Annotated in this window: 12 protein-coding genes and 1 pseudogene; 8 read left to right on the forward strand and 5 right to left on the reverse strand. The window is 49.8% G+C overall.

Annotated features, from left to right (window positions below):
• Positions 1-3: 3 nt before the first annotated feature.
• From serS to ACLJRH_RS15830, 6 genes are all read left to right on the forward strand, one after another.
• Positions 4-1,296, forward strand: coding sequence for a serine--tRNA ligase (serS, locus tag ACLJRH_RS15805; RefSeq protein ID WP_000886699.1), 1,293 nt, complete (start codon positions 4-6; stop codon positions 1,294-1,296).
• A gap of 237 nt (positions 1,297-1,533) precedes the next feature.
• Positions 1,534-3,978, forward strand: a complete 2,445-nt coding sequence (gene dmsA / locus ACLJRH_RS15810; RefSeq protein ID WP_000850250.1) for a dimethylsulfoxide reductase subunit A — start codon at positions 1,534-1,536, stop codon at positions 3,976-3,978.
• A gap of 10 nt (positions 3,979-3,988) precedes the next feature.
• Positions 3,989-4,606 (forward strand): dimethylsulfoxide reductase iron-sulfur subunit DmsB, encoded by a 618-nt coding sequence (dmsB, locus tag ACLJRH_RS15815; protein ID WP_000213069.1) that lies wholly within the window; start codon positions 3,989-3,991, stop codon positions 4,604-4,606.
• A 1-nt stretch (position 4,607) separates the two neighbouring features.
• Positions 4,608-5,471, forward strand: coding sequence for a dimethyl sulfoxide reductase anchor subunit family protein (locus ACLJRH_RS15820; RefSeq protein ID WP_000534679.1), 864 nt, complete (start codon positions 4,608-4,610; stop codon positions 5,469-5,471).
• 349 nt (positions 5,472-5,820) lie between these two features.
• Positions 5,821-6,969 carry an MFS transporter gene (locus ACLJRH_RS15825; protein ID WP_000109271.1) on the forward strand — a complete coding sequence of 383 codons (1,149 nt, stop codon included), beginning with the start codon at positions 5,821-5,823 and terminating at the stop codon, positions 6,967-6,969.
• Positions 6,970-7,186: 217 nt separating this feature from the next.
• Entirely contained in the window at positions 7,187-8,608 is a 1,422-nt protein-coding gene (locus ACLJRH_RS15830; protein WP_001134264.1) for an APC family permease, read from the forward strand.
• A gap of 291 nt (positions 8,609-8,899) precedes the next feature.
• Here the strand turns inward: ACLJRH_RS15830 and pflA are convergent, their stop codons facing one another.
• Both pflA and ACLJRH_RS15840 read right to left on the reverse strand, forming a co-directional pair.
• Positions 8,900-9,697 (reverse strand): pyruvate formate lyase 1-activating protein, encoded by a 798-nt coding sequence (gene pflA / locus ACLJRH_RS15835; RefSeq protein ID WP_000067928.1) that lies wholly within the window; start codon positions 9,695-9,697, stop codon positions 8,900-8,902.
• 118 nt (positions 9,698-9,815) lie between these two features.
• Positions 9,816-10,142: pseudogene (locus ACLJRH_RS15840) on the reverse strand (cytoplasmic protein).
• A gap of 130 nt (positions 10,143-10,272) precedes the next feature.
• On the opposite strand from ACLJRH_RS15840, the gene sopD2 reads away from it, so the two are divergent.
• Entirely contained in the window at positions 10,273-11,232 is a 960-nt protein-coding gene (sopD2, locus tag ACLJRH_RS15845) for a type III secretion system effector SopD2 (protein WP_001145572.1), read from the forward strand.
• 71 nt (positions 11,233-11,303) lie between these two features.
• Here sopD2 and pflB read toward each other — a convergent pair whose 3' ends face one another.
• The 3 genes from pflB to ycaO all read right to left on the reverse strand — a co-directional run bounded on the left by pflB (position 11,304) and on the right by ycaO (position 16,668).
• Positions 11,304-13,586 (reverse strand): formate C-acetyltransferase, encoded by a 2,283-nt coding sequence (gene pflB, locus ACLJRH_RS15850; protein WP_001292803.1) that lies wholly within the window; start codon positions 13,584-13,586, stop codon positions 11,304-11,306.
• Between the two features lie 59 nt (positions 13,587-13,645).
• Positions 13,646-14,503, reverse strand: a complete 858-nt coding sequence (gene focA / locus ACLJRH_RS15855; protein WP_000642539.1) for a formate transporter FocA — start codon at positions 14,501-14,503, stop codon at positions 13,646-13,648.
• Between the two features lie 404 nt (positions 14,504-14,907).
• Positions 14,908-16,668: a 30S ribosomal protein S12 methylthiotransferase accessory factor YcaO gene (ycaO, locus tag ACLJRH_RS15860; RefSeq protein WP_023136935.1), complete on the reverse strand. Its 1,761-nt coding sequence runs from the start codon at positions 16,666-16,668 to the stop codon at positions 14,908-14,910.
• A gap of 136 nt (positions 16,669-16,804) precedes the next feature.
• Between ycaO and ACLJRH_RS15865 the strand changes: the two genes are divergently transcribed.
• Positions 16,805-17,497 carry a DUF421 domain-containing protein gene (locus ACLJRH_RS15865; RefSeq protein WP_000642868.1) on the forward strand — a complete coding sequence of 231 codons (693 nt, stop codon included), beginning with the start codon at positions 16,805-16,807 and terminating at the stop codon, positions 17,495-17,497.
• Positions 17,498-17,604: the final 107 nt, after the last annotated feature.

Consider the following 17,604-nt stretch of genomic DNA (forward strand, 5'->3'; position numbering starts at 1 on the left):
AGCATGCTCGATCCCAATCTGCTGCGTAATGAGCCAGACGCAGTCGCTGAAAAACTGGCACGCCGGGGCTTTAAGCTGGATGTAGATAAGCTGCGCGCTCTTGAAGAGCGTCGTAAAGTTTTGCAGGTCAACACGGAAAACCTGCAGGCGGAGCGTAATTCTCGATCGAAATCCATCGGCCAGGCGAAAGCGCGCGGGGAAGATATCGAGCCTTTACGCCTGGAAGTGAATAAACTGGGCGAAGAGCTGGATGCGGCGAAAGCCGAGCTGGATACCTTGCTGGCGGAGATCCGCAATATCGCGCTGACCATCCCAAACCTGCCTGCGGATGAAGTGCCGGTAGGTAAAGATGAAAACGACAACGTTGAAGTCAGCCGCTGGGGTACCCCGCGTGAGTTTGATTTTGAAATCCGCGATCACGTCACCTTAGGGGAAATGCACTCCGGCCTCGACTTTGCCGCCGCGGTTAAGCTGACCGGCTCCCGTTTTGTAGTGATGAAAGGACAGATTGCGCGTATGCATCGCGCATTGTCGCAGTTCATGTTGGATCTGCATACGGAACAGCACGGCTATAGCGAAAACTACGTGCCGTATCTGGTTAACCACGACACGCTGTATGGCACCGGTCAACTGCCGAAATTCGCAGGCGATTTGTTCCATACCCGTCCGCTGGAAGAAGAAGCAGACAGCAGCAACTATGCTTTGATCCCGACGGCGGAGGTTCCGCTGACCAACCTGGTACGCGATGAAATCATCGACGAAGATCAGCTGCCAATTAAAATGACGGCGCATACGCCTTGTTTCCGTTCTGAAGCAGGTTCTTATGGTCGTGATACCCGTGGCCTGATTCGTATGCATCAGTTTGACAAAGTTGAGATGGTGCAGATCGTTCGCCCGGAAGATTCTATGGCTGCGTTGGAAGAGATGACCGGCCACGCGGAAAAAGTGCTCCAGCTACTGGGACTGCCGTACCGTAAAATCATTCTGTGCACTGGCGATATGGGCTTCGGCGCCTGCAAAACCTATGACCTCGAAGTCTGGGTTCCGGCGCAGAATACCTACCGCGAGATCTCTTCCTGCTCTAACGTCTGGGACTTCCAGGCGCGTCGTATGCAGGCACGCTGTCGCAGTAAGTCCGACAAAAAGACCCGTCTGGTCCATACCCTGAATGGTTCTGGTCTGGCGGTAGGTCGTACCCTGGTGGCCGTGATGGAAAACTATCAGCAGGCTGATGGTCGCATTGAAGTGCCGGAAGTATTACGTCCGTACATGAACGGACTGGAATATATCGGCTAATCCTCGCTTTCTCTTCTTCTAAAAAGCGCCTTCGGGCGCTTTTTTTATGCCAGTTTGATACCGGACAATAATCCCTACCCTATTAGGGGTAATACTGATTTCGAATGAAGGTCAGTTTTTAACGCTATTTTTCTATTTTTTCGATATATATCAGACTTTATAGCGACGTTATCGCTATATAAAATTCTATACATCGTTTTATTGTTTTTTTTATTGTGAGCAGCAGAGTGAGCCCTTATGAAAACTAAGATCCCTGATGCCGTGCTGGCAGCCGAGGTGAGCCGTCGTGGTTTAGTCAAAACCACCGCGATAGGCGGCCTGGCGATGGCCAGTAGCGCATTTACCCTGCCATTTACCCGCATCGCTAACGCCGCAGAGGCGATAAGCCCGGCGAAAACCGGCGAGAAAGTCGTCTGGAGCGCCTGTACGGTAAACTGCGGCAGCCGTTGTCCGCTACGTATGCATGTTGTGGATGGCGAAATCAAATATGTAGAAACGGATAATACCGGAAACGATGATTACGATGGCCTGCACCAGGTTCGCGCCTGCCTGCGCGGTCGTTCTATGCGTCGTCGCGTCTATAACCCGGATCGGCTCAAGTATCCGATGAAGCGCGTCGGCGCGCGCGGCGAAGGTAAATTTGAGCGTATTAGCTGGGACGAAGCCTACGATATCATTGCTACCAATATGCAGCGTCTTATCAAAGAGTATGGCAACGAGTCCATTTATCTGAACTATGGCACGGGTACGCTGGGCGGCACTTTGACACGTTCATGGCCGCCGGGAAAAACGCTGGTCGCCCGTCTGATGAACTGCTGCGGCGGTTATCTGAATCACTACGGTGATTACTCTTCCGCGCAAATCGCAGCGGGTCTGAATTACACCTATGGCGGCTGGGCGGATGGCAATAGTCCATCCGACATTGAAAACAGTAAGCTGGTGGTATTGTTTGGCAATAACCCTGGCGAAACCCGCATGAGCGGGGGCGGTGTAACGTATTATCTTGAACAGGCGCGGCAGAAATCAAACGCGCGGATGATCATTATCGATCCTCGTTACACCGACACCGGTGCCGGTCGCGAAGATGAGTGGATTCCGATTCGTCCAGGTACCGATGCGGCGCTGGTCAATGGTCTGGCATATGTCTTAATCACCGAGAACATGGTCGATCAGCCGTTCCTGGACAAATATTGCGTCGGTTATGACGAAAAAACCTTGCCTGCCAGCGCGCCGAAAAACGGTCACTACAAAGCCTATATTCTGGGCCAGGGTAAAGACGGTATCGCGAAGACGCCGGAGTGGGCGGCGCAAATTACCGGTATCCCGGCGGATCGCATTATTAAGCTGGCGCGAGAAATCGGTAGCGCTAAACCCGCCTATATTTGCCAGGGGTGGGGACCACAGCGTCATGCTAATGGAGAAATCGCCACGCGCGCCATCTCGATGCTGGCGATCCTGACGGGTAATGTTGGGATTAACGGCGGTAACAGCGGCGCGCGCGAAGGGTCTTATGCCCTGCCATTTGAACGTATGCCCACGTTAGAAAACCCGGTTGAAACCAGCATCTCCATGTTTATGTGGACCGATGCCATTGAACGCGGCCCGGAAATGACGGCGCTGCGTGATGGCGTGCGGGGGAAAGATAAGCTGGACGTGCCGATCAAAATGATCTGGAACTATGCTGGCAACTGTTTGATTAACCAGCACTCTGAGATTAACCGCACCCACGAAATCCTGCAGGATGACAAGAAATGCGAAATGATCGTCGTTATCGACTGTCATATGACATCGTCGGCAAAATACGCCGATATTCTGTTGCCTGATTGCACTGCTTCTGAGCAGATGGACTTTGCGCTGGATGCCTCCTGCGGGAACATGTCTTACGTTATCTTCACTGACCAGGCGATTAAACCGCGCTTCGAGTGTAAGACGATTTATGAGATGACCAGCGAACTGGCGAAACGTCTTGGCGTGGAACAACAGTTTACCGAAGGACGGACGCAAGAAGAGTGGATGCGTCATCTGTACGAACAGTCGCGTAAATCCATTCCGAATCTGCCCACCTTTGAGGAGTTCCGTAAGCAAGGCATCTTCAAACAGCGTGACCCCGAAGGCCACCATGTCGCCTATAAAGACTTCCGCGAAGATCCGCAAGCGAATCCACTTACAACGCCATCGGGCAAGATTGAAATCTATTCACAGGCGTTGGCGGATATCGCCGCCACCTGGGAGCTGCCGGAAGGCGACGTGATCGATCCATTACCGATCTACACGCCAGGTTTTGAAAACTATAACGATCCGCTAACGGATAAATTCCCGCTGCAGTTGACGGGTTTCCACTATAAAGCGCGTGTACATTCCACTTATGGCAACGTAGACGTACTGAAAGCCGCCTGTCGCCAGGAAATGTGGATTAACCCAATGGATGCGCAGAAACGCGGTATCAACAATGGCGATAAAGTCCGCATCTTCAACGATCGCGGCGAAGTACATATCGAGGCTAAAGTGACGCCGCGCATGATGCCGGGCGTGGTCGCCCTGGGAGAAGGCGCATGGTATGACCCGGATGCAAAACGCGTGGATCAGGGCGGATGTATTAACGTACTGACGACCCAACGTCCTTCTCCGCTGGCGAAGGGGAACCCGTCACATACGAACCTCGTTCAGGTTGAAAAGGCGTAAGGAGTAACCCATGACAACCCAGTATGGATTTTTTATTGATTCCAGCCGTTGCACCGGTTGCAAAACCTGCGAACTGGCCTGCAAGGACTACAAAGATTTGACCCCGGATGTCAGCTTCCGCCGCATTTATGAGTATGCGGGTGGCGACTGGCAGGAAGATAACGGCGTCTGGCACCAGAACGTCTTTGCCTACTATCTCTCCATCTCCTGTAACCACTGCGAAGACCCGGCCTGTACCAAAGTCTGCCCGAGCGGCGCGATGCACAAGCGCGATGACGGTTTTGTGGTGGTGAATGAAGAGGTCTGTATCGGCTGCCGCTACTGCCACATGGCCTGCCCGTACGGCGCGCCGCAGTACAACGCCGCCAAAGGTCATATGACCAAGTGCGACGGCTGTTATGACCGGGTGGCGGAAGGCAAAAAGCCTATCTGCGTCGAATCCTGCCCGCTGCGGGCGCTGGACTTTGGTCCGATAGACGAACTGCGCAAAAAACACGGTGAGCTGGCTGCCGTCGCGCCGCTGCCGCGCGCGCATTTCACGAAGCCGAATATTGTGATTAAACCCAACGCCAACAGCCGCCCGACCGGGGACACTACCGGTTATCTGGCCAATCCGAAGGAGGTATAAGATGGGAAGTGGATGGCATGAATGGCCGTTGATGATCTTCACGGTCTTTGGTCAGTGCGTGGCCGGTGGTTTTATTGTTCTGGCTTTGGCGCTGATGAAGGGCGACCTGCGCGCGGAAACGCAGCAGCGGGTGATCGCCTGTATGTTTGGTCTGTGGGTGCTGATGGGGATTGGCTTTATCGCCTCGATGCTGCATCTGGGCTCGCCGATGCGCGCGTTTAACTCGCTTAACCGCGTAGGTGCTTCCGCACTGAGCAATGAAATTGCCAGCGGCTCGGTGTTTTTTGCGGTCGGCGGGATTGGCTGGCTGTTGGCGGTACTGAAAAAGCTGCCGCCGGCACTGCGCACACTCTGGCTGATTATCACGATGGTACTGGGCGTCGTCTTCGTCTGGATGATGGTACGCGTCTATAACAGCATCGATACAGTACCGACCTGGTATAGCGTCTGGACGCCGCTGGGCTTCTTCCTGACGCTCTTTATGGGGGGGCCGCTACTGGGTTATCTGCTGCTGCGCATCGCGGGCGTGAACGGTTGGGCGATGCGTCTGTTGCCTGCGGTGTCGGTGCTGGCGCTGGTGGTTATCGCCATTATGGCGGCCATGCAGGGCGCGGAACTGGCGACGATTCACAGTTCCATTCAGCAGGCGTCTGCTCTGGTGCCGGATTATGGCTCGCTGATGGCCTGGCGTATGGTGCTGCTTGCGGCGGCGTTGTGCTGCTGGATTGTGCCACAGTTAAAAGGGTATCAACCTGCGGTACCGTTGCTCTCTGTCGCCTTCATTCTGATGCTGGCGGGGGAATTGATTGGCCGCGGCGTATTCTATGGGCTGCATATGACCGTGGGCATGGCGGTAGCCAGCTAACGCGTTGACGCGTATTCGGCCTGCAGAACGTGCAGGCCGAATACGCCTTTAGCCGCCATCAATTTAAGGGATATAACCGGGGCGGAGAAGGTGCATATAAATCCATAGAGAAGAAAACGAAGCTAAAGGAACCATGAAATTTTTCGACTGAACAAAACGCCGATTTTGCGGGTTAGATCAATAAAAACAAGGGGATGAATTTTTAGCCTTTTAATATATTCACGTGCAGAATAAGTAAATCAAATCGATAGTCTCAAAACTTGCGGATCGCCCATGCGGAGCCGATTGACAATGTTTTTGGCGATGGCATGATGCGCATGAAATTTGAACTTCCTCACGGTTTTTATTCATGTCCACCTATACCCGTCCCGTCATGCTTTTGCTGTGCGGGCTACTTTTGTTGACCCTGGCCATTGCGGTACTGAATACGCTTGTGCCGCTGTGGCTTGCTCAGGCAAACCTTCCGACCTGGCAGGTGGGGATGGTCAGCTCGTCTTATTTTACCGGCAATCTGGTCGGGACGTTATTTACCGGGTATTTAATTAAACGCATTGGGTTTAACCGTAGCTATTATCTTGCCTCGCTGATCTTCGCCGCGGGTTGTGTCGGGTTGGGCGTGATGGTGGGGTTCTGGAGCTGGATGAGCTGGCGTTTTATTGCCGGTATCGGCTGCGCCATGATTTGGGTTGTTGTCGAAAGCGCGTTGATGTGCAGCGGAACCTCGCATAATCGCGGGCGCCTGCTTGCTGCCTATATGATGGTCTATTACATGGGGACCTTCCTTGGACAATTATTGGTCAGTAAAGTGTCTGGTGAATTGCTGCACGTCCTTCCCTGGGTGACCGGAATGATTCTGGCGGGAATTCTGCCGCTACTCTTTACCCGGATTGTAAATCAGCAAACGCAGGCACGTCATTCCTCTTCTATTAGCGCCATGTTGAAGCTACGCCAGGCGCGTCTTGGCGTGAATGGTTGTATTATTTCCGGCATTGTTCTTGGTTCATTATATGGTCTGATGCCGTTATATCTGAAGCATCAGGGGATGGCTAACGCCAGCATCGGTTTCTGGATGGCGGTACTGGTGAGCGCCGGTATTTTGGGGCAATGGCCAATGGGACGTCTGGCGGACAAATTTGGTCGCTTGCTGGTATTACGCGTACAGGTATTCGTTGTCATACTCGGCAGTATTGCCATGTTAACCCAGGCGGCGATGGCGCCAGCTCTGTTTATTCTGGGGGCGGCGGGTTTTACGCTTTATCCTGTTGCAATGGCCTGGGCCTGTGAAAAAGTCGAACACCACCAGCTTGTGGCAATGAACCAGGCACTGTTGTTAAGTTATACGGTAGGGAGCCTGTTGGGGCCGTCTTTTGCTGCGATGTTAATGCAGAATTATTCAGATAATCTGCTGTTTATTATGATCGCCAGCGTATCGTTTATTTATCTGCTGATGCTGTTACGTAACGCCGGCCAGACGCCTAATCCTGTCGCCCACATCTAACTGTTCTCTGAATCGTATGCAGGACGTGAGTCTTGCATACTCTTTGTTTATGTTTTACGTAAAATAATTGACCTGCATAATTTTCTTGCTTTACTGAAAAATAAAATGTGCCGAAGGTTATAATTTTGCGCTCCTCTATTTTCTCTCTTCGTCTTTACCGCGCATAATTCCCCGCTTCATTTATAGTAATAGCATTGTGTTCACGAAGGATCACGTTATGCCGAATGTGCAGGAAAAACAGTTGCGATGGTACAACATCGCCCTGATGTCGTTTATTACCGTTTGGGGATTCGGCAATGTTGTCAATAACTATGCTAACCAGGGGCTAGTGGTTGTCTTCTCCTGGGTGTTTATTTTTGCGCTCTATTTTATTCCTTATGCCTTAATCGTGGGGCAACTGGGCTCAACCTTCAAAGAGGGAAAAGGGGGCGTCAGTACCTGGATTAAGCATACGATGGGGCCGGGGTTGGCTTACCTTGCGGCATGGACTTATTGGGTCGTACATATTCCCTACCTGGCGCAAAAGCCGCAGGCGATACTCATTGCATTGGGATGGGCTTTAAAAGGCGACGGCTCGTTGATAAAAGAATATACCGTCGTTGCCTTGCAGGGGCTGACGCTGGCATTGTTTGTTTTCTTTATGTGGGTTGCTTCCCGGGGGATGAAATCGCTAAAGGTTGTTGGATCTGTGGCCGGAATTGCCATGTTTATCATGTCAATTTTATATGTTGTGATGGCAGTGACCGCGCCAGCAATTACAAACGTTGAAATTGCGACCACTAACATCACCTGGCAGTCATTTATTCCTCATATCGATTTTACCTATATCACCACCATCTCTATGTTGGTCTTTGCGGTTGGTGGGGCAGAGAAGATCTCGCCTTACGTTAACCAGACGCGGAATCCAGGAAAAGAATTTCCGAAGGGGATGCTCTTTTTAGCCGTCATGGTTGCGGTCTGCGCTATCCTCGGTTCGTTGGCGATGGGAATGATGTTTGATTCCCGGCATATACCTGACGATTTAATGACCAATGGGCAATATTATGCATTCCAGAAATTGGGTGAGTATTACCATATGGGTAATTCATTAATGGTGATTTATGCCATTGCCAATACTCTGGGGCAAATCGCCGCGCTGGTGTTTTCTATTGATGCGCCACTAAAAGTATTGCTGGGTGATGCAGACAGTAAATATATCCCGCAGCGCTTATGTCGTACTAACGCTTCAGGTACGCCAGTTAACGGTTATTTGCTGACATTGGTGTTGGTCGCTATCTTGATTATGTTGCCAACGCTTGGCATCGGCGATATGAACAACCTGTACAAATGGCTGCTTAATCTCAACTCAGTTGTTATGCCGCTGCGCTATCTGTGGGTATTTGTCGCCTTTATTGCTGTCATTCGACTGGCGCAAAAGTACAAACCCGAATATGTGTTTATTCGCAACCGGGCGTTGGCGTTAACTGTGGGAATATGGTGTTTTGCCTTCACCGCGTTTGCCTGCCTTACCGGTATTTTCCCCAAAATGGAGGCGTTCACACCGGAGTGGACATTCCAGCTGACGTTGAACATCGTGACGCCTTTTGTCCTGGTCGGGTTGGGATTAATTTTCCCACTGCTGGCGCGTAGAAACACATAACGACGCTCTTTTCCACGGCGCTCCTGTCAGGCGAGCGCCTTTTAAGGTCACAGGTGCCTGGGTTCCAGGCGGAGACCATGGTATTAACAGGCACCGGGTCAGCAATAGTTGTCAGACCTTCAACCCAGCAGCAGATAAGCGACTCTGTATTTAATACCTGGTAAGCGCAATATTGTTAACCAGGCCTGTCTGACGGCGGAGTCGGGTATTTTAGCGGTAAGAGCGTTATCCAGACAGCAAAACGGCTACCGTCACGGGTAGCCGTTTAAAAGCGGATAAGATAGCAGGCGATTAATACATCACTTTATGACCATACTGCTCAAGAATGCCCTTCACACGCTCCATGGTCTCTTTTTTAGGCGGCTTCACGCCATCCAGTTTATATTCTTCGCCCATTGCCACCCATTTATGTTTGCCCAGCTCATGATAGGGCAGCAGTTCGATTTTTTCGACATTCCCCATATCGCGGGTAAACTCACCCAGGCGATGCGCGGAATCATCGTCGTCAGACCAGCCGGGAACGACAACGTAACGGATCCAGACCTTCACATTTTTCTTTGATAAATACTGAGCGAATTCCAGCGTCCGGTGATTAGAGACACCGACCAGATTCTGGTGGATCTCATCATTCATCTGCTTGAGATCGAGCATCACCAGATCGGTAACGTCCAGCAGTTCATCAATCACTGGGTCATAACGGCGCACAAAGCCGTTGGTGTCGAGACAGGTGTGGATACCTTCTTTTTTACAGGCGCGAAACCAGTCGCGTACAAATTCTGCCTGCAAAATGGCCTCGCCGCCGGATGCCGTCACGCCGCCGCCAGAAGCATTCATAAAATGCCGATAGGTCACCACCTCTTTCATTAAGTCTTCAACGGTGATTTCTTTACCGCCATGCGTATCCCATGTGTCGCGGTTATGGCAATACAGGCAGCGCATCAGGCAGCCCTGGAAAAAGGTAATAAAGCGGATGCCTGGGCCATCAACGGTGCCACAGGATTCAAAGGAGTGAATGCGACCAATAACCGGCTTTTTATCAGCAGTTACTGCAACACTTTCATTTGTAATACAATCGGTTAAGTTACTCATATCGCTTCGGCTAGCTCTAAATAACATGGGGTTTATGGACACATTCCGGGCATGTTGGGCACCCTGGTAAGGGGGTTGCATCCTGTAAAAAAGCGGTACTGCGAGCGTAAATTTTGGACTACAGAATGTGTGGCTGTTCCAGAATGTGCTGCAATGGAGCTATTTTACCTCTATTCAGTATAAAATATACGGCAAATCTATGCTGTATAACTTGCACCACCAGAAATTCTGGCTCATTCATCAGCTCGTAACGCCCGAACCGCAATACATACTGCAAGTGTATCATCCATAGCGCCCTGGTTTTGCTGTTTATGATCCGCCTCTTTTTTCAAATGGTTGGCGCCGTTTTGTTGTGGTCAGAACGAAAATAATTCTCAACATAATTCAGATGTGTCCAAAGAACGTTATGCGCTGTCCAGCGCCTGGCGCCGCATTCAACATGCAATCAGGTCTAAATCTGATGTTATTTCTAAAGCCGGACTGATTCAATCTCTTAAATAGAGTGTGGCTTTAATCAAAAAATGAGAGCAACGGATTGAATTTTGCTTTCGCGGTAAATAATCAAAGGAGTTATTATGCCAGTTACGTTAAGTTTTGGTAATCGTCATAACTATGAAGTTAATGCTTCACGGCTAGTCCGTTTGATGAGTTCTGACAAAGAAGAAGCGCTATACATGGGGGTATGGGATAGATTTAAGGACTGCTTCAGAACACACAAAAAAAGAGAGGTACTGGAGGTATTATATACACTCATCCATGGATGTGAACGTGAAAATCAAGCTGACCTTAATGTTGATACAGTCGGTATGGAGAAGATATATGCCTTTGCACAATTAAAACAATATGCTAATCCATCTCAACAAGACCGCTTTGTTATGCGTTTTGATGTGAGTCAGACACAAGTTTCATTTGAGATTGATGGCAAGGTTATTGATAAATGTAATTTGCATCGTATCCTCAATGTTTCAGAAAACTGTATTTTTAAAGTGATGGAAGAAGATGAAGAAGAGTTGTTTTTTAAAGTATGTATTAAGTATGGAGAAAAAATTGCTTGCTATCCAGAATTATTAGAAAACTTTGCTTTTAAACTTAGGCAGGAAGTTAATGAAGATGATGAAATTAAGGATGAAGTTTATAAGCTTATGCGATCTGGAGAAGATCGAAAAATGGCATGTGTTGAATGGAATGGTACGCTTACTGAGGATGAGATGGATAAACTACGCTGTCTTCAAATGGGGTCTTTTGAGATTTCTACCCAATTTTGTAAAATAGGTTACTGGGAATTAGAGGGAGAAGTCCTGTTTGATATGTTTCATCCAACACTTATCTATCTGCTACATGGATATATGCCGTCATTGTCATGTGATTTTACAGAAGCTAACACCATGCTGTTTTCTGATGTATTAAATAAGGATTATGATGATTATCAAAATAATAAAAGAGAAATTGATGCTATTCTGAGAAGAATATATAGATCACATAATAACACTTTATTTATAAGTAAAAATTCTGGTTGTCGAAATATGCTTTTATAAAAATTAAAAAGGCCCCACTGACATGGAGCCTTTTTTGTACGCTTTTTATAGCGTAATTTCAGTCAAACCCATTACATGGTCTGCGTGAAGGTACGAGTAATAACGTCCTGCTGCTGTTCTTTCGTCAGGGAGTTAAAACGTACTGCGTAACCAGATACACGGATGGTCAGCTGCGGATATTTTTCCGGATGTTCCATCGCGTCCAGCAGCATTTCACGGTTCATGACGTTGACGTTCAGGTGCTGACCGCCTTCGATGGACGCTTCGTGGTGGAAGTAACCATCCATCAGACCTGCCAGGTTAGTCTTACGAACTTCGTCGTCTTTACCCAGTGCGTTCGGAACGATAGAGAAGGTATAAGAAATACCATCTTTCGCGTAAGCAAACGGCAGTTTAGCAACGGAGGTCAGAGAAGCGACAGCGCCTTTCTGGTCACGACCGTGCATCGGGTTAGCACCTGGTCCGAACGGCGCGCCAGCACGACGACCATCCGGGGTGTTACCAGTTTTCTTACCATACACAACGTTAGAAGTGATGGTCAGAACAGACTGCGTCGGGATAGCGCCACGGTAGGTGGTCAGTTTCTGAATTTTCTTCATGAAACGTTCTACCAGGTCAACCGCCATGTCATCTACACGAGCGTCGTTGTTACCAAACTGCGGGTATTCGCCTTCGATTTCGAAGTCGATAGCCAGACCATCTTCGTCACGAATCGGTTTAACTTTCGCATATTTGATGGCAGACAGGGAGTCAGCCGCAACGGACAGACCTGCGATACCACACGCCATGGTGCGGATAACGTCACGGTCGTGCAACGCCATCAGAGAGGCTTCGTAGCTGTACTTGTCGTGCATGTAGTGGATAACGTTCAGCGCGGTGACATACTGTTTAGCCAGCCAGTCCATGAAGTGATCCATGCGATCCATCACTTCGTCGAAGTTCAGAACATCGCCTTTGATCGGTTCGGATTTCGGACCAACCTGCATTTTCAGTTTTTCATCAACGCCGCCGTTGATTGCGTACAGCATGGTTTTCGCCAGGTTTGCACGCGCACCGAAGAACTGCATTTGTTTACCAACGATCATCGGGCTTACGCAGCATGCGATAGCGTAGTCATCGTTGTTGAAGTCCGGACGCATCAGGTCATCGTTCTCGTACTGCAGAGAAGAGGTGTCGATGGAGACTTTAGCGGCGAATTTCTTGAAGTTCAGCGGCAGTTTTTCAGACCACAGAACGGTGATGTTCGGTTCCGGAGACGGCCCCATGGTGTACAGGGTGTTCAGGAAGCGGAAGCTGTTTTTGGTAACCAGAGTACGGCCATCAACGCCCATACCACCGATAGATTCAGTTGCCCAAATCGGGTCGCCGGAGAACAGTTCATCATATTCAGGAGTACGCAGGAAGCGAACCATACGCAGTTTCATGACCAGGTGGTCAATCATTTCCTGTGCGTCTTGCTCGGTGATTTTGCCTGCTTTCAGGTCACGTTCGATGTACGCATCCAGGAAGGTGGATACACGACCGAAGGACATTGCTGCGCCGTTCTGAGATTTAACCGCAGCCAGGTAACCGAAGTAAGTCCACTGGATTGCTTCCTGAGCGTTAGTCGCCGGGCCAGAGATATCGCAGCCGTATTTAGCCGCCATTTCTTTGATCTGACCCAGAGCGCGGTGCTGTTCAGCGATTTCTTCACGCAGACGGATAGTCGCTTCCAGATTTACGCCGTTTTCCAGATCGGATTGCAGAGACGTAAACTGCGCGAATTTGTCTTTCATCAGGTAGTCGATACCGTACAGCGCTACGCGACGATAGTCACCGATGATACGGCCACGGCCATACGCATCCGGCAGACCGGTCAGAACGCCAGATTTACGGCAACGCAGGATGTCCGGAGTATAAACGTCGAATACGCCCTGGTTGTGGGTCTTACGGTATTCGGTGAAGATTTTTTTGAGCATTGGGTCCAGCTCGCGATTGTACGCTTTGCAGGAACCTTCAACCATTTTGATGCCGCCGAACGGGATAATCGCACGCTTCAGCGGAGCTTCAGTCTGCAGACCAACAATTTTCTCAAGCGCTTTGTTGATGTAGCCAGCGTCGTGAGAAGTGATGGTGGAAGCAACGGAGGTGTCAAAGTCAACAGGCGCGTGAGTGCGGTTTTCCTGTTTAACGCCTTCCATTACGCTGTCCCACAGCTTGGTGGTCGCGTCAGTAGCGCCAGCCAGGAAGGACTCGTCACCCTCATACGGAGTGTAGTTTTTCTGAATGAAGTCACGGACGTTTACTTCATTCTGCCAGTCACCTTTGGTAAAACCTTCCCAGGCTGTGGCTAACTTTTCATTAAGCTCGGACATGTAACACCTACCTTCTTAAGTGGATTTTTTATTTACTGCGTGTAATGGGCATCAACAGATTAATGATGCTCGTTACCACGCAGGTAAATGACCCAGTATGTCAACCCGACCAACAAACCGCCGCCGATAATATTACCGATCGTGACCGGAATCAGGTTATCAGTGATGAAGCTCATCACGGTCAGGTGAGAAAAACTTTCCGGAGACGAACCGACTGCGGTCCAAAACTCCGGTGTAGCGAAATCGCGTATTACAATACCCATAGGAATCATAAACATGTTTGCGATACTGTGCTCAAAACCGCTGGCGACAAACATGGCGACGGGCAGTACCATGATGAACGCTTTGTCCATCAGGCTACGACCTGAATAGCTCATCCACACGGCCAGACAAACCATCAGGTTCGCCAGAATACCGAGGCAGACAGCTTCAATAAAAGTGTGGTGCATTTTGTGGTCGGCGGTTTGCAGGACGTTAAGTCCCCATTGACCGTTGGCAGTCATATACTCGCCGGAAAGCCACATCAGTAACACGAAAAGCAGAGCGCCAATCAGGTTACCAAAATAGACGTTTAACCAGTTTTTAGCCAGTTGCCCCCAGGTGATGCGACCGCTAGCTTTAGCTACAACGATCAGAACAGTAGAGGTGAAAAGATCAGCGCCGCAAATAACACAGAGAATCAGTCCCAAAGAGAAACAGATACCCCCGATAAGTTTCGCCATGCCATAAGGCATCGCGCCAGTACCGGTTGTCGCAGTAATATAAAAAACAAAGGCAATTGAAATGAATACGCCGGCGGTAATCGCCAGATAGAAAGTCTTAAGCGGATGTTTCGTTGCTTTATAGACGCCTGCTTCTTCAGCCACTTTGGCCATTGCTGCAGGGAGTAAAAGGTCAAAAGGGTTGTCAGCTTTCACACTAACTCTCTCTTTATTAAGTCGGCGACGAGATACTAACAAAGCATTATAGATGAGAATTTGATATAGATCATATCTCGCCTGGCTTATAGGCCCGTAAGTCGCATGGCTTTTATGCAATCACGGTGTAACTTTTTGATTATCCTAATAAAAATAAATTTTAAAAATTATAAATAGAGTTGAATTTTTTCCTGACTCCTCCTGCTGCACGGTTAATTAATATGGAGTAATCAACAAATAAAGTAACATCACTATGTCAATTAATTTAATATCAACAACCAATATTTAACCTTGTTATTACATTTTTCGCCGTTTAGTGAAAATAAATAAAACGGGGCCGCAAAGGCGCCCCGTAATATAACGCAGCCGAGAGGGTAAACCTACCCTAAGTCACTCATATGGCCTTATTTTGACCAGTATGCCGCTTTCGCGCGCTGTAATTTATCATACGCTTTTAGCAAGGACTGATGCGCCGGGAACGCTTGTAGATCGTGGTCGACAGCCGGTAGTCCATAAAAAGCCGCTTCACCGCTAAGCGCGGCGCTGGCGGCTTCTACAGCCTCTGCGCCATACATTTTTATAAAAGCATTGAGATATTGCAGCGGCTGACGCGCATCTTCTTGCGACAGGAGCAGCAGCGTTTGCAGGCAACGGTAATAGTTTGCGCGTGCCGGACTAAAGACCGACGAATTGAACTCCATCGTCCATTCTGTCCAGATTAGCGCCTGCTCCAAATCGCCGCCCGCTAACGCTAGCATTGCTTTTAATTCGCCGACGCGCAGTGTATACCAACCATTGTCCGCTCCGGTCGCCAGACCCAACAGTTCACGCACGCGGGTGAAATCGTCAAAACCTTCTTCATCCAATTGTTCAATCAGATTGAGATAGTCTTCTTTATTCCAGGCGCTACCGGGCAGCGAAAGCAGAGTCTCACGAAGATGCCTACCCATATTGTTGTTGGCCAGCCACAGATCTTCGGCAGGATAAATATCAGACATTCCCGGTACGATAATACGACAGGCGTATACGCCGAGATGCTCGTAATCGGCAATGTAAACTTCTTTATCTTCAGCAGCAAAGATGGCCATCAGCGTGGCGAATTCTTCTTCGGTAGTGCCGGAGAAACTCCAGTCCGTGAACGGGTAATCGGCGTCCTGTTTGAACAGATCCCAGGAAATCAGGCCGCTGGAGTCGATGAAGTGGGTCTCCAGATTAGTATGCTCCGCGACTTCTTCATCATCGAACGTTGGCGGGGTGAAGACATCAAGATCTTTCAGACCGCGTCCCTGGAGTAGTTCGGTCACTGTACGTTCCAACGCAACGCCAAAGTCAGGATGGGCGCCAAAAGAAGCAAAGCAGGTACCGTTAGCCGGGTTGAACAGCACGACGCAGATAACCGGATACTTACCGCCCAGCGAGCCGTCATAGGCGAAAATCGGGAAACCCTCGGCTTCCAGCGTGGCGATTGACTCCATTACCGCCGGATAACGCGCCATCACCTCTGCGGGAATCTCCGGCAGACTAATACTTTCCGCAATGATGCGATTTTTCACATAACGCTCGAAGACTTCCGACAGTCCCTGAACGCGGGCTTCATTACGCGTATTGCCGGCGGACATTCCGTTAGAGACGTACAGGTTGCCAATGATATTCATCGGAATATACACGGTCTGGTTATCGGACTGGCGGGTAAATGGCAGGCCGCAGACGCCGCGTGCTTCATTGCCGGACTGAAGATCAATTAACTGGCTTCCGGTGAGTTCATTTTCCGGATCGTAAAACGCGCGCAGACGGGCATCAAGCAAGCCTTCCGGTACGTCGTCGTCTTCCGTCAGCGGGAACCATTTTTCGTTCGGATAATGCACGAACGGGCTGTTGGCGATGGTTTCACCCAGCCAGAAATCAGCAAAAAAGTAGTTGGTTGACAGACGCTCGAAGTATTCGCCCAGCGCCGAGGCCAGCGCCGCTTTTTTGGTCGCGCCTTTTCCGTTGGTAAAGCATAACGCGCACTCTTTATCGCGAATATGCACTGACCAGACGTTTGGCACCGGGTTCAGCCAGGAGGCCTCTTCGATGTGAAAGCCGAGGTCGAGTAACTTTTGCTGGAAGCGGGCGATGGAGTCTTCCAGCGCGGCGTCTTTGCCGGGAATAAATGTTTGCGTCATGAAAATCACTTTTGTCGTACGGAAAGCGCGCAATGATACGGGTTTTATGTGACGGGCGCTATCTCGCCGGGACGTCGGCGGAAATAAAAGTATTGGCTATGCTTTTACACTGGAATTCACAGGAAGAGCATAAAAAATGAAAGCATTTGATTTGCAACGAATGGCGCTGGATAACGTGCCGGTAGCGTTTTTGGGGGAAGTGGCGCTGCGTAGCTTTTACACCTTTGTTCTGGTGTTTCTTTTCTTAAAGGTGACAGGACGACGCGGCGTACGGCAAATGTCGCTTTTTGAAGTGCTGATCATTTTGACATTGGGGTCGGCGGCAGGCGACGTCGCGTTTTATGATGACGTTCCGATGCTCCCTGTTCTGGTGGTATTCATCACCCTGGCGCTGCTCTATCGCCTGGTCATGTGGCTGATGGCGCATAGTGAAAAGTTGGAAGATCTGCTGGAAGGCAAGTCGGTGGTCATTGTTGAAGACGGCGAACTGGCGTGGGAAAAACTGCAGCGCTCAAACATGACGGAGTTTGAGTTTTTTATGGAGCTTCGCTTGAATGGCGTTGAGCAACTGGGGCAGGTCAGACTGGCCATCCTGGAGACAAACGGACAAATCAGCGTCTATTTCTTTGAAAATAAAGACGTTAAGCCGGGGTTAAGCATTCTTCCTGAGCACTGTACGCCACGCTTTATCGTGGCGCCGGAGGCTGGCGACTATGCCTGCGTACGTTGCAGTGAAGTGATACGCATGAACGTCGGGGAAAAGCAATTATGTCCGCGCTGCGCAAATCCAGAATGGACGAAGGCAAGCCGGGCTAAACGCGTTGTTTAACAGCGAAAATATCGGATTTATACGGTTAATCCGGAAGATTCTGTTGCGTGACGCATGCCGCATTTTCTCCTCGCATTGTTTTACCCATTGCGGCGCGTGTCACTGAA

This window comes from Salmonella sp. SAL04162, assembly GCF_046551535.1.
Lineage (GTDB): Bacteria > Pseudomonadota > Gammaproteobacteria > Enterobacterales > Enterobacteriaceae > Salmonella > Salmonella enterica.

Bases quoted from the DNA above. Each gene is read 5' to 3' on its own strand.
- serS (WP_000886699.1), top strand. From the start codon at position 4: ATGCTCGATCCCAATCTGCTGCGTAATGAGCCAGACGCAGTCGCTGAA.
- dmsA (WP_000850250.1), top strand. From the start codon at position 1,534: ATGAAAACTAAGATCCCTGATGCCGTGCTGGCAGCCGAGGTGAGCCGT.
- dmsB (WP_000213069.1), top strand. From the start codon at position 3,989: ATGACAACCCAGTATGGATTTTTTATTGATTCCAGCCGTTGCACCGGT.
- ACLJRH_RS15820 (WP_000534679.1), top strand. From the start codon at position 4,608: ATGGGAAGTGGATGGCATGAATGGCCGTTGATGATCTTCACGGTCTTT.
- ACLJRH_RS15825 (WP_000109271.1), top strand. From the start codon at position 5,821: ATGTCCACCTATACCCGTCCCGTCATGCTTTTGCTGTGCGGGCTACTT.
- ACLJRH_RS15830 (WP_001134264.1), top strand. From the start codon at position 7,187: ATGCCGAATGTGCAGGAAAAACAGTTGCGATGGTACAACATCGCCCTG.
- pflA (WP_000067928.1), bottom strand. From the start codon at position 9,697: ATGAGTAACTTAACCGATTGTATTACAAATGAAAGTGTTGCAGTAACT.
- sopD2 (WP_001145572.1), top strand. From the start codon at position 10,273: ATGCCAGTTACGTTAAGTTTTGGTAATCGTCATAACTATGAAGTTAAT.
- pflB (WP_001292803.1), bottom strand. From the start codon at position 13,586: ATGTCCGAGCTTAATGAAAAGTTAGCCACAGCCTGGGAAGGTTTTACC.
- ycaO (WP_023136935.1), bottom strand. From the start codon at position 16,668: ATGACGCAAACATTTATTCCCGGCAAAGACGCCGCGCTGGAAGACTCC.
- ACLJRH_RS15865 (WP_000642868.1), top strand. From the start codon at position 16,805: ATGAAAGCATTTGATTTGCAACGAATGGCGCTGGATAACGTGCCGGTA.